The following is a 24,068-nucleotide window of genomic DNA, read 5'->3' as shown; positions in this document are numbered from 1 at the left end:
AAGCCACCCAAGGGCACACCCCCCGAGACACCCGACACCCCGACCCCGCCCCCCAACAACGAGCACACCTGGCACGACAGCGGGCCGCCGTACACCTCCTACCGCGGCAACGGGACCCCCTCCCACGCCTTCCCGCCCCTCGACGGCACACCCGCGTACGGGTTCCCCCAGGTTCGCGGGGGGCATCCCGAGCAGCGGGAGTCCGGGGGCGGCTGGGGGGAGTTTCCTGGGCGGTACGGGGATGGTGGTGCCGGTGGGGCGGCCGGTGCCGGCGGTGCTGGTGGTGGCTCTGGGGTCGGTGGGGCTGCTGTGGGGGAGCGGCCGGCTGTCGTGCCTCGGCCCAGGTCTGTTTCCGGGCCTCGGCAGGAATACATTGACGCGTTCGCTGAGGTTGATCAGGTTGATCGGCGTGACCATGTTGAGCGGGTCGGCCGGGCGGGGCGTTTCGGTCAAGTTGGTGCAGGTGATCAAGCTGGCCGTTCTGTTGGTCAAGCTGGAAGTTCGGCTGGTCAAGCTGGCCGTTCTGCCGGTCCAGTTGGTCAAGCTGGTCAAGTCGGCCGCCCGGCCGGTCAAGTTGGCCGGCCCGTTGGTCAAGCCGGCCCAGCTGGTCCACTCGGTCAAGCTGATCGTGCAGTCGGTCCAGCTGGTCAAGTCGGTCAAGCTGATCAAGGTGTCGGCCGATTTCGTCGCGTTGGTCAAGGTGCCGGTCAAGTCATTGATCCCGGTATGGACCATCCATCAACGCCGGGCGGTCCGGTCAACCCGGTCAATCCCGCCGGTCCGATCAACCCCGACGACCCCGCTGCTCCCGCCCCCGCGAAGGGCGCCAAGGGCCGCGCCTTCGCCGGCATCGCTGCCGCCGCCGTCACCACTGTCCTGGCCGTGGTGGTCGCGGGACAGGTGACCGGCGGGCGGAGCGACGACGCGGTCTCCGACGCGCGGGCTCAGGCGGCGAAGGGGCGCGAGGTCGGGGCCGGGGCGACGGCGGGCGCGCCGAGCGCGTCGCCCTCGACAGGCGTGACGGCGCTGTCGTACGACCAGAAGATGGCCGCGAAGTACCCGCTGGCGGCGGAGCTGGAGGGGTCGGGGAAGTTCGACGCGGTGCCCGGGGTCGACAAGGCGCCGGGCGCGGGGCAGAAGTACACCTACCGCGTGGACGTCGAGGAGGGGCTCGGGCTGGACGGGGCGCTGTTCGCGCGGGCCGTGCAGACGACGCTGAACGACGAACGCAGCTGGGCGCACGACGGGGGCCGTACCTTCGAGCGGGTCTACTCGGGCGACCCCGACTTCGTCATCACCCTCGCGAGCCCCGGGACGACCGCCTTCTGGTGCGCCAAGTCAGGCCTGGACACCACCCAGGACAACGTCTCCTGCGACTCCGCCTCCACCCAGCGCGTGATGATCAACGCCTACCGGTGGGCGCAGGGTTCGACGACCTATGGCGACCAGATGCACGCCTACCGGCAGATGCTGATCAACCACGAGGTGGGGCACCGGCTCGGGTACGGGCATGTGACGTGCGACGAGGACGGCGAGCTGGCGCCGGTGATGCAGCAGCAGACGAAGTTCCTGGACCACGACGGGATCCGCTGCCGCGCCAACCCCTGGCCGTATCCCGCCAGTTGACAAATGACTCATACGTCACGTTGACATGCGCACCGATTTTCGTTCATATTTCTGCCCATGTGGTCTAGTCATGCCGTCGACAGCGCAGCCATCGAGCTCGCGCTCATCGGCGTGACCGCGCTCTGCGTAGCCGACATCCACTGTTGCTGACGCCCCGCTCCTCAGCGTGCGCGCGTCGGATTCTCCACCGTTCACCGTGACCTGAGTCACGGTTTTTCGACTCTCCGCCGCTGGGGCAGACGTCTGTTCACGGTCGTCTCACTCCTTGTCAATGTGTCTTGGATATCGAGACAGGTGTCAAGACGTGCAGATGATGCAAGTACCAGTCAATGCACAGCCAGCCGAATCAACCTAGTCAATGAGAGGCCTCAACCCATGCGTCAACCGTCCGTCATAGCCCGCCGCGTGGCCGCGGTGTCCGTCAGCCTGGTGGTGGCAGCGGGTGCAGCCGCCTGCGGGCCCAAGGACAGCGATGCCAAGGCCTCCGGAGGCGACTCCACGCCCCACAAGGGCGGCACCCTGACGGTTCTCAACGCCAACCCGCAGAAGAACCTCGACCCGGCTCGGCTGTACACCTCCGGCGGCGGCAACGTGCCGTCCCTGCTCTTCCGCACGCTCACCACCCGCAACCGCGAGAACGGCGCCGAGGGCGCGAAGGTCGTCCCCGACCTCGCCACCGACACCGGGCGCCCCAACAAGGACGCGACCGTGTGGACGTACACCCTCAAGGAGGGCCTCAAGTACGAGGACGGGACGCCGATCACGACCGCCGACATCAAGTACGGCATCGAGCGCTCCTTCGCGCCCGAGCTGTCCGGCGGCGCCCCCTACCTGCGGGACTGGCTGGTCGGCGCGGCCGACTACCAGGGGCCGTACAAGGACCCCAAGGGGCTGTCGGCGATCGAGACGCCGGACGCGCGGACGATCGTCTTCCACCTGAACAAGCCCGAGGGCGAGTTCCCCTTCCTGGCCACGCAGACGCAGTTCGCGCCGGTCCCGAAGGCCAAGGACACCGGCACCAAGTACGTCGAGCACCCGATCTCGTCCGGCCCCTACAAGGTCGTCTCCAACGACAACAACGGCGAGCACGTCGTCCTGGAGCGCAACACCAACTGGTCGGCCGCCACGGACGCCGAGCGCAAGGCCTACCCGGACAAGATCGACGTACGCTCCGGCCTGGACTCCTCGGTGATCAACCAGCGGCTGTCGGCGTCCCAGGGGACGGACGCGGCGGCGGTCACCACGGACACCAACCTCGGCCCGGCCGAGCTGGCGAAGGTCAGCGGTGACAAGAGCCTCGCCGCCCGCGTCGGCACCGGCCACTTCGGCTACACGAACTACATCGCCTTCAACCCGAAGGTGAAGCCGTTCGACAACCCCAAGGTGCGCCAGGCGATCTCCTACGCGATCGACCGCTCCTCCGTGGTCAACGCGGCCGGCGGCTCCGCGCTCGCCGAGCCCGCGACGACGTTCCTGCCGAACCAGAAGTCCTTCGGCTACACGCCGTACGACCTCTTCCCGGCCGGGGCGACGGGCAACGCCGCGAAGGCCAAGGAGCTGCTGAAGGAGGCGGGCTACCCGAACGGGCTGACCGTCACGCTGACCCACTCCAACTCCAAGGACTTCGAGACGAGCCCCGAGATCGCGACGGCGATCCAGGACGCGCTCAAGACGGCCGGGATCACGGTCAAGCTCCAGGGCCTTGAGGACAACGAGTACTCCGACACGATCCAGAACGTGAAGACCGAGCCGGGCTTCTTCCTCGCCCACTGGGGTGCCGACTGGCCCTCCGGCGGTCCCTTCCTCGCCCCGATCTTCGACGGCCGCCAGATCGTCACGGACGGCGCGAACTTCAACTACGGCCAGCTGAACGACAAGTCGGTCAACGACGAGATCGACGCGATCAACAAGTTGACGGACCTCGACGCCGCCGCCAAGCGGTGGGGCGCGCTGGACAAGAAGATCGGTGAGCAGGCGCTGACCGTCCCGCTGTTCCACCCCGTCTACAAGCGGCTCGTCGGCAAGGACATCAAGAACGTCGTCATCAGCGACTGGACCGGCGTCCTGGACATCTCGCAGGTCGCGGTCAAGTGATCAAGCGAATAGTCAACGTGGTCAAGGTAGTCAAGTACACGGTCAAGCAATCGACATGAGTCAGGCACTCCCCGCCACCCCCGCCCCCGGGACGGACACCGCCGTCCCGGGGGCTTCGGGTGCCCGTCAGTTCTGGCGGCGGCTGCGCGCGCAGCGGGCCGCCATGGTCGCGGCGGCCGTCGTCGCCCTGCTCGTCCTGGTCGCGCTCGCCGCGCCCCTCCTCACCGCGCTGGAGGGCCAGGACCCCACCACCTACCACCCCGACCTGATCGACTCCGCCCGCGGCGGCGTCCCCATCGGCTCCTTCGGCGGCATGAGCGCCGACCACTGGCTCGGCGTCGAACCGCAGACCGGCCGCGACATGTTCGCCCGCCTCGTCTACGGCGCCCGGGTCTCCCTGGGCGTCGCGCTCGCCGCGACCGTCGTCCAGGTCGTCCTCGGAGTCGTCGTCGGCGTCACCGCCGCGCTCGGCAACCGATGGGTTGATCAACTGTTGAGCCGGATCACGGACATCATCGTCGCGATGCCGCTGATCATCATGGCGCTCGCGCTCCTCGCGATCGTCCCCGACAGCTTCCCGCGCCCCGTGCTCGTCGCCTTCGTCATCGGCTTCGTCGCCTGGGGCACCATCGGCAAGATCGCCCGCGCGCGGACGCTCACCCTCAAGGAGCTCGACTACGTCGCCGCCGCGCGGCTCAGCGGCTGGTCCACCTGGCGCATCGCCCGCCGCGAGCTCCTGCCGGGCATCGCCGCGCCCGTCATCACCTACGCGGCGCTGATGACCCCGGCCAACATCGCCATCGAGGCCTCCCTGTCGTTCCTCGGTGTCGGCGTCAAGCCGCCCACGCCCTCCTGGGGACAGATGCTCACCTCCGCCAACGTCTGGTACCAGGCGGCGCCCCAGTACCTGCTGCTGCCCGCCGCCGCCCTGTTCGTGACCGTCCTCGCGCTCACCGTCCTCGCCGACGGCGTCCGCACCGCCCTCGACCCGCGCGCCGCCTCCCGGCTCGGCGTCGGCACCGGCCGCAAGCAGGAGGCCAAAGCGGCGGGGCAGGACACCGGGACGGACCGCAGGACGGCCGGGACGGGCCCTGACGGCGGCAAGGAGGCCACGGCATGAACGGCTTCGCGGGATTCGCCCTGCGCCGCGTGATCGGCGCCGTGGTCACCCTCCTCGCCATCTCGGTGATCGTCTACGTCGTCTTCTACGCCACCCCCGGCAACGTCGCCCAGATCACCTGCGGCCCGCGCTGCTCGCCCGAACAGGTCCGCCAGGTCGCCGAACAGCTCAAGCTCGACGACCCGCTGTACCTGCGCTACTGGCACTTCCTCCAGGGCATCGTCGTCGGCCACGACTACTCGACCGGCACCTCCGTGCAGCACTGCTCGGCGCCCTGCCTCGGCCTGTCGTACCAGAGCGACCAGCAGGTCACCCAGATGATCCTCGACAAGCTGCCCGTCAGCCTGTCGCTGGTCCTTGGCGGGATGGTCCTGTGGCTGATCCTGGGCGTCGGCACGGGCGTGCTGTCCGTCTGGCGGCGCGGCCGGTTCACCGAGCGCGCGCTGACCGGCATCACCCTCGCGGGCATCGCCATGCCGACGTTCGTCATCGGCCTCATCCTGATGATCATCATCTGCGGCCAGCTGGAACTCCTGCCGTTCCCCCAGTACGTCAACTTCTCCGACGACCCCGAACAGTGGGCGTGGAACCTGCTGCTGCCCTGGCTGACGATCGCCCTGGCGGAAGCCGCCTACTTCGCACGCCTCACGCGCGCGTCGATGCTCGAAACGCTCGCCGAGGACCACATCCGCACCTTCCGCGCGTACGGCGTCGGCGAGCGCGCGATCGTCGGCCGGCACGCCCTGCGCGGCGCCCTCGCGCCGGTCATCGCGCTCAACGCCAACGACTTCGGCTCGATGATGGGCGGCGCGGTCCTCGTGGAGACCCTCTTCGGGCTGCCCGGCATCGGCCAGGAGCTCGTCCACGCCGTCAGCGTCGTCGACCTCCCGGTCGTCGTCGGCACGGTCCTGGTCATCGGATTCTTCGTGGTCCTCGCCAACGCCTTCGCGGACGTCCTGTACGCGGTGGCCGACCGACGGGTGGTGCTCGCGTGAGCCTCGTGGAAGTCAGCGGCCTCACGGTCGAGTTCGGCGCCCTCAGGGCCGTCGACGACCTCTCCTTCACTCTGGAGCACGGCGGAGCCCTCGCCCTGGTCGGCGAGTCCGGCTCCGGCAAGTCCACCGTCGCCTCGGCCCTGCTGGGCCTGCACCGGGGCACCGGCGCGCGCGTGAGCGGCTCCGTCACCGTCGCCGGGACGGCCGTGCAGGACGCCTCCGACGGCGCACTGCGCGCGCTGCGCGGCGGGAAGGCGGCGATGGTCTTCCAGGACCCGCTGTCGTCCCTGGACCCGTACTACGCGATCGGCGACCAGATCGCCGAGGTGTACCGGGTGCACACGCGCGCGTCGCGCAGCGCCGCCCGCGCGCGGGCCGTCGACGTCCTGGAGCGGGTCGGCATCCCGGACGCCGCCCGGCGCGCCAGGTCACGGCCGCACGAGTTCAGCGGCGGCATGCGCCAGCGCGCGCTGATCGCCATGGCGCTCGCCTGCGCCCCCGACCTGCTGATCGCCGACGAGCCCACCACGGCCCTCGACGTCACCGTCCAGGCCCAGATCCTCGACCTGCTGCACACGCTGCGCGAGGAGACCGGCATGGGCCTGCTGCTGGTCACCCACGACGTCGGCGTGGCCGCCGAGAGCGTCGACGACGTCCTCGTCATGCGCGGCGGCAGGCTCGTCGAGCACGGGCCCGTGGGCGCCGTCCTGGGCGCGCCCGAGGACGCCTACACGCGCGAGCTGCTCGGCGCCGTCCCGCGCGTGGACGTGCGCCGCACCGGTTCGGGGGCGACCGACGAGGTCGTCATCGAGGCGACGGGCCTCAGGCGCGAGTTCGGGCGCGGCAAGAAGGCGTTCGCGGCTGTCGACGACGTCTCCCTGACCGTCCGCCGGGGCGAGACCCTGGGCATCGTCGGCGAGTCCGGCAGCGGCAAGACGACCCTGGGCCGCATGCTCGTCGGCCTCCTGGCGCCCACCACGGGCACTGTCGGCTACGACGGCCGCCCGCACACGGGGGTGAACCCGGCCGTGCAGATGGTCTTCCAGGACCCGGTCTCCTCCCTCAACCCTCGCCGCGGCATCGGCGAGTCCATCGCCGACCCCCTGCGCGCGCGAGGCGAACGCGACGAACAGCGCATCCACGCGCGCGTGCGGGAACTCCTGGAGCGCGTCGGCCTGGACGCCGCGCACTACGACCGCTACCCGCACGAGTTCAGCGGCGGCCAGCGCCAACGCGTGGGCATCGCGCGCGCGTTGGCGGCCGACCCCAAGGTGATCGTCTGCGACGAACCGGTGTCGGCCCTCGATGTGACTACGCAGTCACAGGTCGTCGCGCTCCTCGGCGAGCTCCAGCGCGAACTCGGCCTCGCCCTGGTCTTCATCGCCCACGACCTCGCTGTCGTCCGGCAGGTCAGCGACCGCGTCGCCGTCATGCGCCGCGGCAGGATCGTCGAGGAGGGCCCCGCCGACGAGGTGTACGAGTCCCCGCGCGAGGCCTACACGCAGCAGCTGCTGGCGGCCGTCCCGGCGCTCGACCCGCAGCTCGCCGCCCAGCGGCGGGCCAGACGGCAGGAGCTCGCCGTCGCGTGAGCATGGGGTGAGCCCGCAAGAGGCGCCCTAGGGAGGCTTTCACCGTCCCCTGGGGCGCTTTTCTTGTGATGATCGGCGTGGCGGCGTGCGACCGTCTGATCTCTTAGCGCGACAGAACGCGACCCGCACGGGAAAGTTACGACCGTTCACCCCTTTTGGTGGTGCGACGGACAACCGTCCATCGCACCACCGCCTTGTCCGCTTACGTTCTTCCCGCTGCGAGCCGTCGGGTCAACGGCGGCTCCCTGAACGGGAGATCGGGGGTGCGCGCGTGCGCATCGGACTGCTGACGGAGGGTGGCCGTCCGTACGCGGGCGGGGACGCCGGACTCTGGTGCGACCGGCTCGTGCGCGGGCTCGGACGGCACGAGTTCGACGTCTACGCGCTCAGTCGCGCCGCCCACCCGGACGCCACCTCCTGGGCCGGCCTCCCACCCCAGGTCACCGCCGTCCGCACGGCCCCCCTGTGGACCGCCGAGGACGACGGCGTCCGCTACGGCCGCCGCGCCCGCAAACGTTTCACCGAGGGCTACGGCGAACTCGTCGCCGCCCTGTGCGAGGCACCCTCGGGCCTCGCCCCGGAGCCCCTCTCCGCCCTGGAGGCGGACCGTTTCGGCAACGCACTGTGCGCACTCGCCGAACTCGCCCGCGACGAAGGCGGCCTGGTCGGCGCGCTCCGCTCCGAACGGGCCGTACGCGCCCTGGAACGCGCCTGTCGCGCGCCCGGAGCACTCCACGCCGCGCGCGCGGCGCGCGTACCCGACCTCCTTGCCGTCGCCGATCGCCTCGAACACGCCCTGCGCCCTCTGTCGCTCCCCTGGTACGAGGACGACACCCTGGGCGCCGTCGACCTGTGCCACGCCACGTCCGGGGGGACCACGGCGCTGCCCGGGCTGCTCGCCGGGCACTTCTTCGGGGTGCCGCTCGTCGTCACCGAGTACGGGGTGCGGCTGCGGACGCACTACCTGGATGCCCAGGAGACCGGGGGACCCGAGGGCGCGGGCGAACCCGGCGCTCCCGGGAGACCCGGCGGCGCCGGCCGGGCGCCCGCCGTACGCGCCCTCCTGGCGGCCTTCCAGGGCCGGCTCGCCGCCGAGGTCTACCGCCGGGCCGCCCGCATCACACCGGGCGACGCGCACGCGCGCCGCTGGCAGGAACGCTGCGGCGCCGACCCGGCCAAACTGCACACCGTCCACCCCGGCATGGACGCCGCCCCCTTCGCCGAGGTCGGCGAGGCGCCCGACGGCGCCGACCCGCGCACCCTGGTGTGGACCGGCCGCATCGGGCCCGCGAAGGACCTGGTGTGCCTGCTGCACGCCTTCGCGGAGGTCCACCGGCAGGAGCCCGGCACCCGCCTGCGGATCGTCGGCGCACCCGAGGACCCCGAGGGCGACGCCTACGCCGCCCACTGCCGCGCGCTCGCCGCCCAGCTCTTCCCCGACGAGGCCGACGGCGCCTACACGACGGGCGACAACCCGGTCTCCTTCGAAGAGCCCGGCGGACCCGGACTCGCCGGTCCTGCGGACGTCTGTGCGGCCGGCGCGGTCGTCGTCTCGTCGAGCGTCGTCGAGGGCTTCCCCATCGGCCTGGTCGAGGCGATGCTCTGCGCGCGGGCGACCGTCTCCACCGACGTCGGCGCCGTCGTCGAGGCGATAGGCGGCACCGGGATCGTCGTACCGCCGCGCAACCCGCGCGCGCTCGCGGAGGCGTGCGTGGCGCTGCTGCGCGACCCCGAGCGCCGGGCGCGGCTGGGGGCGGCGGCGCGGGCCCGGGCGCTGGAGCTGTTCACCGTCGAGCAGAACGTGACCGCGTTCGGCGAGATCTACCTGGACGTCGTCGCGCGCTGCCCTGTGCGGCGTGTCGTCGTGGATCGCGCCGGGGAGCCGCTGCCGTTCGGGGTGCCCGCCGAGGCGCATCTGGCGGGGCTGCCCGCCGCGCCGCCCGAACCGGTGCCCGGGCGTGGACCGGGATGGGCGCGGGGAAGGGCGCTGGACGGGCCTGACGCGGCCTGGGAGGCGTTCGGGGTCCCCGAGTCCGTCCACGACGCCTTCGAGGCCTCAGAAGTGCCGCTGGCCGCCGCCGCTCCGGTGGGGGAGGGGGCCCGGTGAGCGGGCTCGGCGAACCGGTCGTGGGGCGTCGTACGACCGCCGATCCGGTCAAGGCCCTGCTGCACCGGCACCGGGAGCTGTGCGAACGGGCCGTGGACCCGCTGGAGATCGCGGCGGGGCTCGAAGCGCACGGGATCACCGACCGGGCCGCCGCGCGGTTCCGGCACCGGGACGTGTTCTCGCTGGCGGAGGAGATGTACGCGCGCGTGCCGCGCGGCGGTTCAGATCCGGACGTGGTTCAGGGGATGGAGCAGGTGCCTTCTCAGCACCTGCTCCATGGTCCGGCGCTCTGGGCATGGGCCTTGCTGAGCCTCTTGCCGGGCGCCCTGTGCGCGGCGACGCTGGCCGGTCTGCACCGCACACACGGCACCACGCGCGCGGTACTGCTCGCCGGAGGCGTCCTCGCGGTCGCCCTCGCACTGCAAGCCGCCCTGCGCCACGGCCCCCTGAGCCGCCGCCGTACGCACCCCGTCCCGCACCGCACCGCCTCGGCGACCCTCTGGCTCCTCACGTACGCCGCCCTGGGGGACGGCCTGCTGCGCGGCGCCCTCTCCGGAGGCCCCGACGAGCCGCCCGGACTCGCGCCGGACGCCCCCTGGCCGGTGAACGCCGCGCCCCTGCTGACGCTGGCCCTGGCCTGCGCCCCCGCCGCCGGATGCGCCCACCTGCTGGCCGTACGCGCGCGCAGGAGGCTGCACAGCAGCCGGGGGCTGGAGGAATTCGCCGTGGCCGTACGGCCGTTGCTGCTCGGCGCGGTCGCCCTGTACACGGGCGCGCTGGTCGCGCTGACCGCCCTGGGGGGCGCGTTGTTGAACGAACCGGCCGCCTACGCGCGGGTGGTGCCGCTCGGGCTGCTCCTGCTGCTGGCCCGGCTCCTCACCACGCACGGCTTCACGCACGCCCCGGCCGTCGTCCTGACCGCCGCTGCCGCCGCCGAGGCCCTCGCCCCGGCGACCGTCCTCGCGGGCCGGCTCCCGGGCTGCGCCGCCCTGTCCGTCCCCGTGGACACCCTCACGGCCGCCGGCGGCCCAGGAGCCGTTCCCGCGCTCGTCTGCGGGGCCGCCGCCCTCACCCTGCTGATCCACGCCACCCGCACCTTGACCAGGGCCTCGGCCCACGCCCGAACGGACACCCCGTGCGGTCGCCCCCGCCCGGGCGCGGGCGACCGCACCACCCCCGAAGGAGAGCCAGATGACCACCCCACGTCCCGGAGCCGCAGCGCACACCATGGGAGCCGCACGATGAGGGTCCTGCTGATCGGTGCCAACGGGTACCTCGGCCGGTTCGTCGCCGACCGGCTGCTCGCCGACCCCATGACCCAGCTCACCGCGCTGGGCCGGGGCGACGACGCCGACGTCCGCTTCGACCTCGCCACGGGCAGCCCCGGCGCGCTGACCCGCTTCCTGGACGCCGTCCACCCCCAGGCCGTCATCAACTGCGCCGGAGCCACGCGCGGCGGCGCGAAGGAGCTGATCCGGCACAACACCGTCGCCGTCGCCACCGTCTGCGAGGCGCTGCGGCGCAGCGGCTGCGGCGCGCGCCTGGTGCAGATCGGCTGCGGCGCCGAGTACGGCCCGAGCCAGCCCGGCTCCTCCACGGCCGAGGACGCCGTCCCGCGCCCCGGCGGCCCGTACGGCGTCAGCAAGCTCGCCGCGACCGAACTGGTCCTCGGCTCCGGCCTCGACGCCGTCGTCCTGAGGGTGTTCTCCCCGGCCGGGCCCGGCACCCCGGCGGGCTCACCGCTGGGGCGGCTCGCGGAGGCCATGCGGCGCGCGATGCAGTCCGGCGACGGCGAGCTGAAGCTCGGCGGGCTCGGCGCCCAGCGCGACTTCGTCGACGTCCGCGACGTCGCCCGCGCGGTGCACGCCGCCGCGCTCTCCGCCGCGCAGGGCGTCATCAACATCGGCTCCGGGCGCGCGGTACGGCTGCGCGACGCCGCGGTGACCCTCGCGCGGGTCGCCGGGTACGGGGGCGCGCTGCACGAGCTCGACACCCCGCCGGGCCCGCTGCGCGGCGCCCTGGGCCACCCCAGGCACCCGCACGGGCAGGACCCCGACCACCCGGTGCCCCTCGCGTACCCATACCCGGACGGCTGCGGGAGCTGGCAGCAGGCCGACGTGCGCACCGCGCGCGACCGGCTGGGCTGGCGGCCGAGGATCAACCTGGAGGAGTCCCTGGCGGACATCTGGATGGAGGCGGCATGCCGCATCTGAGCGGCACCCGCGCGGGCGACGACGGCTCCGAGGGAGCCCAAGGGGTGTTCGGCAAGGGCAACGGCAACGGCACGCGCGCGGGTGGCTGTGGCGGCGAGGGGGCGGAGGGCGCCCCGGGACCGCTCCGGAACGGCAACGGCACGTGCCCCGGAGGCTGCGGCGGTGACGGGGCCGAGGGCGCTCAAGGGGCGCCCTCGGCCGGCCCGCGCGTGGGGGACGTTTCCGCTGGTGCGGAGACCGGGTTCGGCGCCCCGGGGCTCGCGCATCCGCTGCTGGCTCCCGGGGAGTGGGGCGAACTCGCGCGCGTGGGGCGGCCGTTGCACTGGGTCGTCCTGGACGTCGCGAGCGGTCCCGGGGTGCGCCCCGACCCCCAGTGCCTGGAGGCGGTCGCCCGGCTGCGCGGCGCAGGCGTGCGCGTCCTGGGGTTCCTGGACGCGGCCCACGGAGTGCGCCCCCGCGCGGATCTGCTCACCGACGCGGCCCGCTACGCCGACTGGTACCGCGTCGACGGCTTCCTGCTGGACCGCTGCCCGGCCGAGCGCGACGCCCTCCCCAGGGTCGTCCGTACGCTCACCGCGCTGCGCGAGGCGGCCGACGACGCCCATCTGGTCCTCGGCCACGGCATCCACCCGTACCCCGGATACGCCGACCACGCCGACCAGTTGGTCACCTTCCGCGGCGCCTGGACCGACTACCGCTGGTCGCAGGCGGCCGAGTGGACCGCGGGCCATCCGCCCGAGAAGTTCTGCCACTTGGTCCACGGAGTGCCGCGCACGCATCTCGACGAGGCGCTGCGCGTCGCCCGTTGGCAGGGCGCGGCGACCGTCTGGTTCACCGACGGCGGCCCGCGCGAGGGCCCTTGGGAGACGCTGCCCGGCTACTGGGACGAGCTCGTCTCGCGGATCGGACCAGGTGTCTCGGAATGAAGAAGCGCGTGGCAGTGTTGCAAGGAGAACAACTGTAGTGATCGACCGACCAACGGAGTCCCCGTGTCGCTGCCACCCCTGGTCGAGCCGGCCCCCCAGCTCACCGTAGACGAGGTCCGCAGGTACTCCCGCCACCTGATCATCCCCGACGTCGGGATGGACGGGCAGAAGCGGCTGAAGAACGCCAAGGTGCTCTGTGTCGGCGCCGGCGGCCTGGGCTCGCCGGCGCTGATGTACCTGGCCGCCGCCGGTGTGGGCACCCTGGGCATCGTGGAGTTCGACGAGGTCGACGAGTCGAACCTCCAGCGGCAGATCATCCACAGCCAGGCCGACATCGGCCGCTCGAAGGCGGAGTCCGCGCGGGACACCGTCAAGGGCATCAACCCTTATGTGGACGTGATCCTTCACGAAGAGCGGCTCGAGGCCGAGAACGTGATGGACATCTTCAGCCAGTACGACCTGATCGTCGACGGCACCGACAACTTCGCGACCCGCTACCTGGTCAACGACGCGTGCGTGCTGCTGAACAAGCCGTACGTGTGGGGCTCGATCTACCGCTTCGACGGCCAGGCGTCCGTCTTCTGGTCCGAGTACGGCCCCTGCTACCGCTGCCTCTACCCCGAGCCCCCGCCGCCGGGCATGGTCCCCTCCTGCGCCGAGGGCGGCGTCCTGGGCGTGCTGTGCGCGTCCATCGGCTCCATCCAGGTCACCGAGGCCATCAAGGTCCTCACCGGCACCGGTGAGCCCCTCGTCGGCCGCCTGATGATCTACGACGCCCTGGAGATGCAGTACCGGCAGGTCAAGGTCCGCAAGGACCCCGACTGCGCGGTGTGCGGGGCGAACCCGACGGTCACCGAGCTCATCGACTACGAGGCGTTCTGCGGCGTCGTCTCCGAGGAGGCCCAGGAGGCCGCGCTCGGCTCGACGATCACTCCCAAGCAGCTCAAGGAGTGGATCGACGAGGGCGAGAACATCGAGATCATCGACGTCCGTGAGCAGAACGAGTACGAGATCGTCTCCATCCCGGGCGCCAAGCTGATCCCCAAGAACGAGTTCCTGCTGGGCACCGCCCTGGAGTCGCTTCCCCAGGACAAGAAGATCGTCTTGCATTGCAAGACGGGTGTCCGCAGTGCGGAAGTCCTCGCCGTGCTGAAGGCCGCGGGCTTCTCGGACGCCGTGCACGTCGGCGGCGGTGTGATCGGCTGGGTCAACCAGATCGAGCCCGACAAGCCGGTGTACTGACGACCGCCTGAGCCGGCGGGGGTCTCGCGCACCAGGGGCGGTTGTCCGCCCCGAGGAGGTGGGCGCGGCCCCCGCCGTCGTCATGAGCAGACCGTCCCGTCCTTCGGGACGGTGCCCTTCAGCAGGTACGCGTCCACCGCCGAGTCCACGCAGTCGCTCCCGCTGCCGTACGCCCCGTGCCCCTCGCCCTTCCAGGTCAGCAGCACCCCGATGCCCTTGCCGAGCGCGTCCGCCATCTTGCGGGCGCCCTCGTACGGCGTCGCCGGGTCGCCCGTGTTGCCCACCAGCAGGACCGGCGCCGCGCCCGGCGCGCTCACCTGCGGGGTGTCGAACTGCCCGGCCACCGGCCAGTCGTGGCACCAGCCGGCCGCGTCCCACGCCAGGTACGGGCCGAACACGGGGGAGATCCTCTCGAACTCCGGCAGCAGCGCGCGGATCTCCCCGGCGGTCGGGCGCTGCTTGTCGTCCAGGCACGATATGGCCCGCTGCGCGTGGGTCGTCGTGCCGTAACGGCCCGAGGAGTCCCGCTCGTTGTAGGCGTCCGCGAGCCGCAGCAGGGCCGAGCCGTCGCCCTTCCCGGCGTCGTCCAGCGCGCGCGTGAGGCTCGGCCAGCCCGACGTGCTGTACAGGGGCAGGACGATGCCGGTGACGGCGAGGGACTGCGTGAGCATCCGGCCGGAGGAGGCCGGCAGCGGGTGCGAGTCGAGCCGCGCCAGCAGGTCGGCGATCTTCCGGGTGCCCTGCGCGGGGTCCTGGCCGGTCGACTTCAGGTAGTCGTCCAGGGCCCGCTGGAAACCGCGCGCCTGGTTCTCGGAGTGGCCCACCGCGTCGGCGGTCGGGTCGACGACGGCGTCCAGGACGAACCGGCCCACCTTCGCCGGGAACAAGTGCGCGTAGACACCGCCGAGTTCGGTGCCGTACGACATCCCGAAGTACTGCGTCCTCGCGTCGCCCAGGACCTGGCGCATGAGGTCCATGTCGCGGGCGGTGTCGGTCGTCGACACGTGCGACAGGAGGTCGCCTGCCGCTTTCTCGCAGCCCTGCCCGAAGGTGGTGGCGTCCTGGAAGAAGGCCTGTTCCTCGGTGGGGGTGTCCGGGGTGGTGTCGATCGTCTCGGCCGCCGCGATGTCCTTGTCGCCGCGGCACCGCACGCCTTCGCTGGCCCCCACCCCGCGCGGGTCCCAGCTGACCAGGTCGTAGCGGGTGCGCAGCGCCGACAGCGTCGAGCCGAACGACGGCAGGGTGGTCACGCCCGAGCCGCCGGGGCCGCCGAAGTTGAACAGCAGCGAGCCGATACGGTCCTTGCCGCTGGCCTTCGCCCGCACCAGCGCGAGGCCGATCGTCCGCCCCGAGGGCTTCGACCAGTCCAGGGGCGCCTTGAGGGTCGCGCACCGCCACTCGTCACCGGGGCTGTTCGCGCAGCGCTTCCAGTCCAGCTTCTGGCCGGTCAAGGAGGCGGGCAGCCCCGAGGTGTCCGGGCTGCGTGCCGCCGCCGCTGCCTCGCCGTCCGCCTGGTCCGCCGTACCGCCACTGCACCCGGTCATCAGCAGCAGCGCGGCGGCGGCTCCCCACGCCGCCCATCGTGCGATTCGCGCCATGCGCACCACCCCCCTCGCGGGCCGTCCGCACCGTGCTGCGAACGGCTGTCCCGCCATGGTAGGCGGGACCGGGAAACCGCGTGCAGGCCTGTGGATAACCTTCTGACCTGCTACTTCTCGGGGTCGGGTCAGGAGCAGACGGTTCCGGCCGAGGGCACTTTCCCGTCCAGCAGATACGCGTTCACGGCCTGCTGCACGCACTTGTCCTTGCTGTCGTAGGCGCCGTGCCCCTGGCCCTTGTAGGTCAGCTCGACGCCGACCCCCTTGCCGAGGGCTTCGACCATCTTGCGCGCCCCCTCGTACGGCGTGGCCGGGTCGCCGGTGTTGCCGATGACCAGGATCGGCGCGGCGCCGGGCGCGCTCACGTCGGGGTGGTCGGCGGCGCCGGGCACGGCCCAGCCGGTGCAGCTGAGCATGGACCAGGCCAGGAAGTCCCCGAACAGCGGGGAGGCCGCCCGGAACGCGGGGAGCCTGCGCTCGACGTCCTCGGGGGTGTAACGGGGCTTGTCGTCGGCGCAGTTGATGGCGACGTTGGCGGCGGTGCTGTTGCTGTACTCGCCGTCGCCGCTGCGGCCGTTCATCGAGTCGGACAGCAGCATCAGGACCCGGCCGTCGCCCGCGTAGGCCTGCTCCAGGCCCTCGGTGAGGTACTCCCAGAAGTCCTTGGAGTACAGGGCCTGCGCGATGCCGTTGGTGGCCGCGGTCTGCGTCAGCACGCGCGGGAAGTTCCCGGGGATCGGCTTGGCGTCGAGGTCCTTCAGGAGCTTCGCGATGCGGTCCTTGACGTCCTGCGTGCTGTCCCCGACGGGGCACGGCTGGGTCTGCGAGACGCAGTTCTCGGCGTAGTTGTCGAGCGCCAGCTGGAAGCCCTTCGCCTGCCCCAGGGCGGCCTGTTCGGAGGTCTGCGTCGGGTCGACGACCGCGTCCAGGACCGCGCGGCCCACGTTCTTGGGGAACAAGTGGGCGTAGACGCCCCCGAGTTCGGTGCCGTAGGAGATGCCGAAGTAGTACAGCTTGCCGTCCCCGAGGACCTGCCGCATGAGGTCCATGTCGCGGGCCGCGTCCGTCGTGCGCACGTACGGCAGCATCTTCTTGGAGTTCTTCTCGCAGGCCGCGTTGAAGTCCTTGGTGGCCTTCAGCAGGGCGGTGCGCTCGGCGGCGTCGTCGGGGGTCATGTCCTGCTGGAAGTAGGCGTCCAGCTGCTGGTCGTTCTCGCAGCGCACGCCCGCGCTGCGGCCGACCCCGCGCGGGTCGAAGCTCACCAGGTCGTAGCGGGTGCGCAGCCGGTCGTAGTCCGAGCCGAACGACGGCAGGGTGGTCACGCCCGAGCCGCCCGGGCCGCCGAAGTTGAACACCAGGGAGCCGATGCGCTTGCTCTCGTCGCCGCTCGTCCGCGCGCGGATGAGCGCGATGCCGATCGTGTCGCCCTTGGGTTTCGCCCAGTCGCGGGGCGCTTTCATGGTCGCGCACTGCCAGCTGCCGCCGTCGGGCAGCGGGGAGGGGGAGGTGCCGCCGCCCTCCGACTGCGCGGGCGCGGGGCAGTCCTTCCAGCTCAGCTTCTGCGCCGTCAGGTCCCCGTCACCGGAAGTCCCGCCGCACCCCGCGACCAACGAGGACAGCACGACGGAGGAGACGGTCAGCGCGGCGGCACGCGCGCGGGATGGCTTCGGCATGCTGCCCATCCTGCGTGCGCGGCCCCTCCCGCGCGCGGGGCGGGAGCCGTACGAGGTAGGCCCGCGGGCGCCCTTGCGGTCGGCGGGTCTACAGGGCGCCCTTGCGGCTGAGGTGGTTGAAGGCCAGCCAGCCCGGCAGGACGGGCAGCCACAGGGTCAGCAGCCGGAACAGCAGGACGGCGGGGGCGGCGACCTCCTTGGGGAGGCCGACGGCGATCAGGCCGACCGTCAAGGTGGCCTCGACGGCGCCGACGCCGCCCGGGGTCGGGGCGGCCGAGCCGAGCGCGTTGCCCGCGAGGAAGACCACGGCGACGCTGGCGAGGCTGATCGAGGCGTTGGGGTCGCCGAACGCGCGGATGGAGGCGTCCAGGCACATCACGAAGCAGGCCGTCAGCAGCAGCATCCCGCCGATGCCGGTGACCAGCTTCTGGGGGCGCTGAAGGACGTCCAGCATGCGCGGGACGACGCCCGCGAACAGCGACCGTACGCGCGTGACGACGAACTTCCGCAGGAACGGCACCGAGGTGACGACCAGCACCAGCACCGCGACCGTCAGCAGGCCCGCGATGACCGTGCGGGACGGCGACAAGGACGGCGTCTTCTCGGTGCCCGTCAGGTAGCCGAACGACAGCAGCATCAGGATGTGACAGCCCAGCCCGAACAGCTGGGAGGCGCCCACACTGGCGACCGCGAGCCCGGGCCGCACCCCCTGGCGTTGCAGGAAGCGCGTGTTCAGGGCGACGCCGCCCACCGCGGCCGGGGCGACGATCTTCACGAAGGAGCCCGCGACCTGCGCGGCCACCGTGCGCGGGAAGGGCACCCGCTCGGGCACGAACCCCAGCAGGCTCATCGCCGCGGCGACGTAGCTGAGCGCCGAGAACGCCACCGCCGCCGCGACCCAGCCCCACTCGGCGTTCGCGATCAGCGGCCCGAACTCGATGTGGGTGAGCTGCGTCAGCAGGAAGTACGCGCCGATGGCGCCGGCGACGAAGCTGATCAGCGTGCGCGGGCGGACCCGCTCCAGGCGGGCCGGCTCGACCGGCGCCTGCGGGCGGATGCGCAGCACCTCGTGCCGGATGCGGGTGAGCAGGTCCTCTTCGCGGGCCTCCTCCAGCGCCTCGTCGATGGCCCGCTTCTCGGCCCGCTGCTCGGCCCGTACGGCCTTTTTGGCGGACTTTCCGTCCGTCGGTGCCTCCGGGCCGTCCGAGGACTCCAGACGGGCCTGCTTGGCCGCCTTGGAGGCCTCCAGGACGGCCTCCCGCTCCCGCTCGGCGCGCTCGCGGGCCAGCCGGCGCAGCGTGGCGCGGGTGGAGCGGGTCAGCGCGATCGGCTGGAGCATCGGCAGGCAGTCGGCGACCGCGTCGGGCCCGAGCACGCCCACCGCGGACGCGACGGCCCGCTGGGCGCCCACCCGCAGCCCCAGCGTCGTCAGCAGCTGGGCGACGTCCATGAGCAGCAGCAGTGAGCTGGCCGCGATCTCGCCGCCGCGCAGATCCGTGAGGACCACCGTGCCGGAACGATCCACCAGGATCGCGTCGCCCGCGAGCCTGCGGTGCGCGATCCGCCGCGACTGCAACGCCTGCACCTGGTGCCACGCGTTGCGCAGCAGCTCGTCGGTGATCTCCTCGTCCGCCAGCGAGTCCAGCGTGCGCCCGCCGGTGTGCTCGTAGACCAGCATCACCGCGTCCGGGCCCAGCTCGGAGGTCGCGATCAGCTTGGGCGCGTTCGCGCCCGCCGCGATCGCCGCGTACGCCAGCAGCGCCTCCTGCTCCAGCGCCTGGCGCAGCGACTGGAGGCTGCTGCGGGTGGCGAACCCGCGCAGCGCCAGGTTGCGCCACGCGCGGTAGAAGAACCCCTGGGCCTGCTGTTCCCGGTCGACGACCGTGACGTCCAGGGGCGGGCCGTCCTCCAGGGTGACGAAGTAGCGCCGCCCCCGGTCGCCGGTCTCGGCGGCGTCGTCCACGCGCGCGGCGGTCACCGGGCGGAAGCCGACCGTGCGCAGGCCCGCCATCAGCGTGCGCCCGGTGGGGCGGACGTTCGGCGAGCCGACCGCGTACAGCGTCCCGTAGGCGATGCTCCAGCCGATCAGCACCGTCAGGATGATCGAGAAGGGCGTGGTGTAGCCGGTGACGAGCATGGAGAACGCGTCGAGCAGCAGCACGATCCACAGCACCGCACGCCAGCGCGGCCGGCGTGACATGCCCACGGCTGTCATATAGGCGATGACGGGGGCGAGATAGCCGTGCACCGGGTCGGTCAGCGCGTGGATGTCACCGGGGGAGGGCTGGGTGAGCGCCTCCTGGATGGAGTCCGGGGCGGCCTTGGCGACCCACAGGTCGGTGGCGAGCGTCACCCCGTGCGCGAGGACGGCCGCCAGTACGCCGTCGGCGATGCGCAGCCCGTCGCGTTTGATCAGCCGCTCGATCGCGAACGCCACCGGCACCAGCAGGATCGCGATGCTGGACGCCAGCCCCGCGATCTTGATCAGCAGGTCGGGCGCCTGGCCGGTGCCCTTGTTGATGTCCTGCTCCAGGCCCGAGGTGGTGCCGTGGGCGAACGCGGCGATCGCCAGGAGCACCACGATCGCGAGGACGCCCACCAGGAGCCGCATCAGGTCCGACGGACGGTGCACGCGCGCGGGGAGCAGCGGTTCGTCGCCCTCCACCTCGTCCGCGCGGGTCACGTCCGCACACTCCTGGGCGTCGCCCTGCGTGGGGGCTTCGTCGGACGGCTGAACGGCGTCCGGGCGCGCCCCGGCGTCAGAGGTGCCCTCCGCGTCGTCGGGGTGCACACCCTGCTGCTTCATGGTCTCTTCTTGATCTCGTATCACCGGTCACCGCCCGCACGATGGTGGCATGCCCCACCGGCACGCGGGTGTGCCAGGGTGCGAACGCGGGGCGCACAGTCTGCCCCAAGCGCCGTGTACGGGCGAGGGTCACACACGGTCGCGGACCCGTCGCATTGTCGGCGGGGTGCGGCAGGATGGGGCGGATGAGCGAGCAGAGCCTTCCCGACGACGCCCGCGCGGAGTACACGGACACGCTGCCCGAGTACGCCGAGCGGGTCCTCGAAGCGGCGGAGCTGATCCCGCCGGGCCGCGTCATGACCTACGGCGACGTCGCCGAATGGCTCGAAGAGGGCGGCCCCCGCCAGGTCGGCCGGGTGATGGCGCTCTACGGCGGCGCCGTCCCGTGGTGGCGCGTGGTACGCGCGGACGGCGCCCTGCTGCCCGGCCACGAGCTGCGGGCCCTGGACCACTACCGCGCGGAGGGCACACCCCTGAAGGAGGCGAGCAGAGCCGCCCAGGGGCACCTGCCGCGCATCGACATGAAGCGGGCGCGATGGGACGGGGAGCACCCGCAGCCACCCGGATAGCCCGAACGGGTGAACCCGGGCACCGGCCCGGCATGCCGTACGTTCGAGGGGCAAGGGACGTGCGGGGCCCGCGAGACGGCGACCGCGCGACCCCGCGCCGACGGCGACCGCCGCCGGCGGCAGACGGCACGACCAGGACCGGCGAACCACGTGAGCTCCTCTTCCTCCACCAGGCGCCTGCCGCACCCCCAGGTACGGCAGGGGACCCGTGGCGCTCACCGGCTGGTGCGTACCCCAGCGGCCCGCGTGGACCCCCCTCGTCTGGACGCCGCCCAGCGCGCGGTGGTTGACCACACGGCCGGCCCGCTGCTGGTTCTCGCAGGCCCCGGCACCGGCAAGACCACCACCCTCGTCGAGTCCGTCGCCGCCCGCGTCGCCCGCGGCGCCGACCCCGCGCGGATCCTCGTCCTCACCTTCAGCCGCAAGGCCGCCGTCGAACTGCGCGACCGCATGGCCGTGCGCATGGGCGCCGCCCGCGCCCCCCAGGCGACCACCTTCCACTCGTTCTGCTACGCCCTCGTCCGCGCCCACCAGGACAGCGACCTCTTCGCCGAACCCCTGCGCCTGCTGTCCGGACCCGAGCAGGACGTCACCGTCCGCGACCTCCTCGCCGGCCAGCTCGACCTCGAACGCCTCGGCCTCGCCCACGTGCGCTGGCCCGACGAACTCCGCGCCTGCCTCACCACACGCGGATTCGCCGACGAGGTCCGCGCGGTCCTCGCCCGCAGCCGCGAACTCGGCCTCGAACCCGGCGAACTCGAAGCCTTCGCCCGCCGCATCGGCCGCCCCGACTGGCAGGCCGCCGCCGCCTTCCTCGCCGAGTATCTCGACGTCCTCGACCTCCAGGGCGCCCTCGACTACGCCGAACTCGTCCACCGCGCGGTCCTCCTCTCCGCCGCCCCCGAGGCCGCCGAACGCCTCGCCGCGCGCTATGACGCCGTCTTCGTCGACGAGTACCAGGACACCGACCCCGCCCAGGTACGCCTCCTGCACGCCCTCGCCGGCGCCGGGCGCACCCTGGTCGCCTTCGGCGACCCCGACCAGTCGATCTACGCCTTCCGCGGCGCCGACGTGAACGGCATCCTCGACTTCCCGCACGCCTTTCCCCGCACCGGCGGCGGCCCCGCCCCCGTCGCGGTCCTGCGCACCTCGCGCCGCGCCGGTGCGGACCTCCTGGCCGCCACCCGCCTGCTGACCCGGCGCATGCCTCTCACCCGCCTGCCCGCCGACCGCGCGCGGGCCCACCGCGAGCCCACCGCCACCCGCGACGGCGGTCACGTCGAGGTGTACACCTACCCGACCTCCGGCACCGAGCAGGACAACATCGCCGACCTCCTGCGCCGCGCCCACCTGGAGGACGGCATCCCCTGGAGCGACATGGCCGTCCTCGTACGCGCCGGCTCCCACGCCCTGCCCACCCTGCGCCGCGCCCTCACCGCCGCCGGTGTCCCCCTCGACACCGACGGCGACAGCCTCCCCCTGCGCCACGAACCGGCGGTCGCCCCCCTGCTGACGGCCCTCAAGGCGGTCGCCACGGCCGAAGTGACCGCCCGCGCGGAAGAAGAGCCCCCCCAGGCCGACGACGACCCCGCGCGCGAAGACGTACCCCGGCACCCCCCCGTCTGGCTCGACGCCGAGACCGCCCTCACCCTCCTCGCCTCCCCCCTCGCCGCCATGGACGCCGCCGACGTCCGCCGCCTGGGCCGCGCCCTGCGCGAGGAGGAACGGGCCGCGGGCAACCCCCTGCCGCCGCCCTCGGACGAACTCCTCGCGCGGGCGCTCGCCGAACCCGAACGCCTCACCGTCCACGACCCGGCCTACGCGCGCGGCGCCAAGGAACTCGGTGACCTCCTCGCGAAGGCCCGCGCCCGCCTCGCCGCCGGCGGCACCGCCGAAGAGGCCCTGTGGGAGCTGTGGGCGCCGACGTACTGGCCCGTCCGCCTCGCCAAGGCCGCCCTGCGCGGCGGCGCGGCCGGCCGCCTCGCCGACCGCGACCTGGACGCCGTCTGCGCGCTGTTCGCGACCGCCGCCCGCTCCGAGGCCCGCGTCGGCGGCCGGGGCGCCCTCAACTTCCTCGCCGGACTCGAAGCCGAGGACATCGCCGCCGACACCCTCACGCGCAAGGCCGTACGACCCGACGCGGTGCGCCTGATGACCGCGCACCGCGCGAAGGGGCTGGAGTGGCGCCTGGTCGTCGTCGCCGGCGTCCAGGAAGGGCTCTGGCCCGACCTGCGCCGCCGCGGCTCCCTCCTGGAGGCCGACCGCATCGGCCGCGACGGACTCGCCGAACCGCTCACCCCGGGCGCGCTGCTCGCCGAGGAACGCCGCCTGTTCTACGTGGCCGCCACCCGCGCGCGCGAACGGCTCGTCGTCACCGCCGTGAAGGCCCCCGCCGAGGACGGCGACCAGCCCTCCCGGTTCCTCACCGAACTCGGCGTCGAACCCAAGGACGTCACCGGCCGCCCCCGCCGCCCCCTGTCGGTCGCCGCGCTCGTCGCCGAACTGCGCGCCACGACCGTCGACCCGCGCGCCTCCGAAGCCCTCAGGGAGGCCGCCGCCCGCCGCCTCGCCCGCCTCGCCGCCCTCACCGACGAGGAGGACCGCCCCTTGGTCCCGGCCGCCCACCCCTACCGCTGGTGGGGCATGTGGGACCCCACCGAGAGCAAGGTCCCCCTGCGCGAGCGCGACCAGCCCGTCGTCCTCTCCGGCAGCGCCCTCGACCAGCTCGCCAACACCTGCGCCCTCCAGTGGTTCCTCGGCCGCGAGGTCAAGGCCGACGCGCCCGCGACCGTCGCCCAGGGCTTCGGCAACGTCGTGCACGTCCTCGCCGACGAGGTCGCCTCCGGACACACCCCCGCCGACCTCGACGTCCTCATGGAACGCCTCGACTCCGTCTGGAACGCCCTCGCCTTCGACGCGCCCTGGAAGTCCGACCAGGAGAAGCACACCGCGCGCGTGGCCCTCGAACGCTTCCTGAAGTGGCACGTCCTCGACCGCGCGGGCCGCACCCCCGTGGCCAGCGAGCATGATTTCGACGTCACCCTGGAGGCGGGCGAGTACGCCGTCCGCATCCGCGGCCAGATGGACCGCGTCGAGACCGACGCCGACGGCCGCGCCTACGTCGTCGACTTCAAGACCGGCAAACAGGCCCCCACCTCCGCCGAGGTCACCCGCCACCCCCAGCTCGCCGTCTACCAGCTCGCCGTGCGCGAGGGCGCCGTCGACGAGGCCTTCGGCGGCGTACGGCCGCACCCCGGCGGCGCCGAACTCGTCCACCTGCGCCAGGGCGCCGCCCAGAAGAGCGGCGGTGAGACCCTGCCCAAGGTGCAGGCCCAGGAACCCCTCGACGGCGACTGGGCCGGACACCTCCTCGCCACGGCCGCCGGCAAGGTCCTCGACGAACGCTTCACCCCCAGCGCCGGCCAGCACTGCACCCACTGCGCCTTCCGCGCGACCTGTAGCGCACGGCCGGAGGGGCGGCACGTCGTGGAGTGAGCGGAAACCGCCCTG

The 24,068-nt window shown here is 72.8% G+C and carries 15 protein-coding genes; 12 read left to right on the top strand and 3 right to left on the bottom strand.

All coding sequences use genetic code 11. The features are described 5' to 3' along the window. Positions 1-309: 309 nt before the first annotated feature. The 10 genes from ACYUD3_RS14140 (at position 310) to moeZ (ending at position 13,912) form a co-directional block, all read left to right on the top strand. Entirely contained in the window at positions 310-1,626 is a 1,317-nt protein-coding gene (locus tag ACYUD3_RS14140) for a DUF3152 domain-containing protein (protein ID WP_470968884.1), read from the top strand. A 57-nt stretch (positions 1,627-1,683) separates the two neighbouring features. Next, complete coding sequence (locus tag ACYUD3_RS14135) at positions 1,684-1,776, top strand: Ms4533A family Cys-rich leader peptide (RefSeq protein ID WP_470968881.1); 93 nt, start codon at positions 1,684-1,686, stop codon at positions 1,774-1,776. 225 nt (positions 1,777-2,001) lie between these two features. Beyond that, positions 2,002-3,720 carry an ABC transporter substrate-binding protein gene (locus tag ACYUD3_RS14130; RefSeq protein ID WP_470968878.1) on the top strand — a complete coding sequence of 573 codons (1,719 nt, stop codon included), beginning with the start codon at positions 2,002-2,004 and terminating at the stop codon, positions 3,718-3,720. A gap of 55 nt (positions 3,721-3,775) precedes the next feature. After that, a complete protein-coding gene (locus ACYUD3_RS14125; protein WP_470968876.1) occupies positions 3,776-4,840 on the top strand; it encodes an ABC transporter permease in 1,065 nt (354 codons plus the stop codon). Beyond that, the gene (locus ACYUD3_RS14120; protein ID WP_470968873.1) at positions 4,837-5,835 is read left to right on the top strand and encodes an ABC transporter permease; all 999 of its coding nucleotides are present in this window, start codon (positions 4,837-4,839) and stop codon (positions 5,833-5,835) included. The genes ACYUD3_RS14125 and ACYUD3_RS14120 overlap by 4 nt, the downstream gene beginning before the upstream one ends. Continuing rightward, a complete protein-coding gene (locus ACYUD3_RS14115) occupies positions 5,832-7,424 on the top strand; it encodes a dipeptide ABC transporter ATP-binding protein (RefSeq protein ID WP_470968871.1) in 1,593 nt (530 codons plus the stop codon). Before ACYUD3_RS14120 ends, ACYUD3_RS14115 begins: the two co-directional genes overlap by 4 nt. Before the next feature lie 271 nt (positions 7,425-7,695). Next, entirely contained in the window at positions 7,696-9,531 is a 1,836-nt protein-coding gene (locus ACYUD3_RS14110) for a DUF3492 domain-containing protein (RefSeq protein WP_470968869.1), read from the top strand. A 1,241-nt stretch (positions 9,532-10,772) separates the two neighbouring features. Beyond that, positions 10,773-11,744, top strand: a complete 972-nt coding sequence (locus ACYUD3_RS14105; RefSeq protein WP_470969773.1) for an NAD-dependent epimerase/dehydratase family protein — start codon at positions 10,773-10,775, stop codon at positions 11,742-11,744. Positions 11,745-11,953: 209 nt separating this feature from the next. Next, entirely contained in the window at positions 11,954-12,670 is a 717-nt protein-coding gene (locus ACYUD3_RS14100) for a spherulation-specific family 4 protein (RefSeq protein ID WP_470969770.1), read from the top strand. A gap of 63 nt (positions 12,671-12,733) precedes the next feature. After that, complete coding sequence (gene moeZ, locus ACYUD3_RS14095; protein ID WP_470968866.1) at positions 12,734-13,912, top strand: adenylyltransferase/sulfurtransferase MoeZ; 1,179 nt, start codon at positions 12,734-12,736, stop codon at positions 13,910-13,912. An 80-nt stretch (positions 13,913-13,992) separates the two neighbouring features. Here the strand turns inward: moeZ and ACYUD3_RS14090 are convergent, their stop codons facing one another. From ACYUD3_RS14090 to ACYUD3_RS14080, 3 genes are all read right to left on the bottom strand, one after another. Continuing rightward, complete coding sequence (locus ACYUD3_RS14090; protein WP_470968864.1) at positions 13,993-15,510, bottom strand: alpha/beta hydrolase; 1,518 nt, start codon at positions 15,508-15,510, stop codon at positions 13,993-13,995. A 128-nt stretch (positions 15,511-15,638) separates the two neighbouring features. Further along, positions 15,639-17,183, bottom strand: a complete 1,545-nt coding sequence (locus tag ACYUD3_RS14085) for an alpha/beta hydrolase (protein ID WP_470968862.1) — start codon at positions 17,181-17,183, stop codon at positions 15,639-15,641. An 88-nt stretch (positions 17,184-17,271) separates the two neighbouring features. After that, positions 17,272-19,989 carry a lysylphosphatidylglycerol synthase transmembrane domain-containing protein gene (locus tag ACYUD3_RS14080; RefSeq protein ID WP_470968860.1) on the bottom strand — a complete coding sequence of 906 codons (2,718 nt, stop codon included), beginning with the start codon at positions 19,987-19,989 and terminating at the stop codon, positions 17,272-17,274. 185 nt (positions 19,990-20,174) lie between these two features. Between ACYUD3_RS14080 and ACYUD3_RS14075 the strand changes: the two genes are divergently transcribed. Beyond that, positions 20,175-20,558, top strand: coding sequence for an MGMT family protein (locus ACYUD3_RS14075; protein ID WP_470968858.1), 384 nt, complete (start codon positions 20,175-20,177; stop codon positions 20,556-20,558). Positions 20,559-20,708: 150 nt separating this feature from the next. Beyond that, positions 20,709-24,053, top strand: coding sequence for an ATP-dependent helicase (locus tag ACYUD3_RS14070; RefSeq protein ID WP_470968855.1), 3,345 nt, complete (start codon positions 20,709-20,711; stop codon positions 24,051-24,053). The last annotated feature ends 15 nt before the right edge of the window (positions 24,054-24,068 follow it).

It is taken from the genome of Streptomyces sp. AMJ-169, from assembly GCF_055597585.1.
This window is presented reverse-complemented; position numbering and strand designations above follow the sequence as displayed.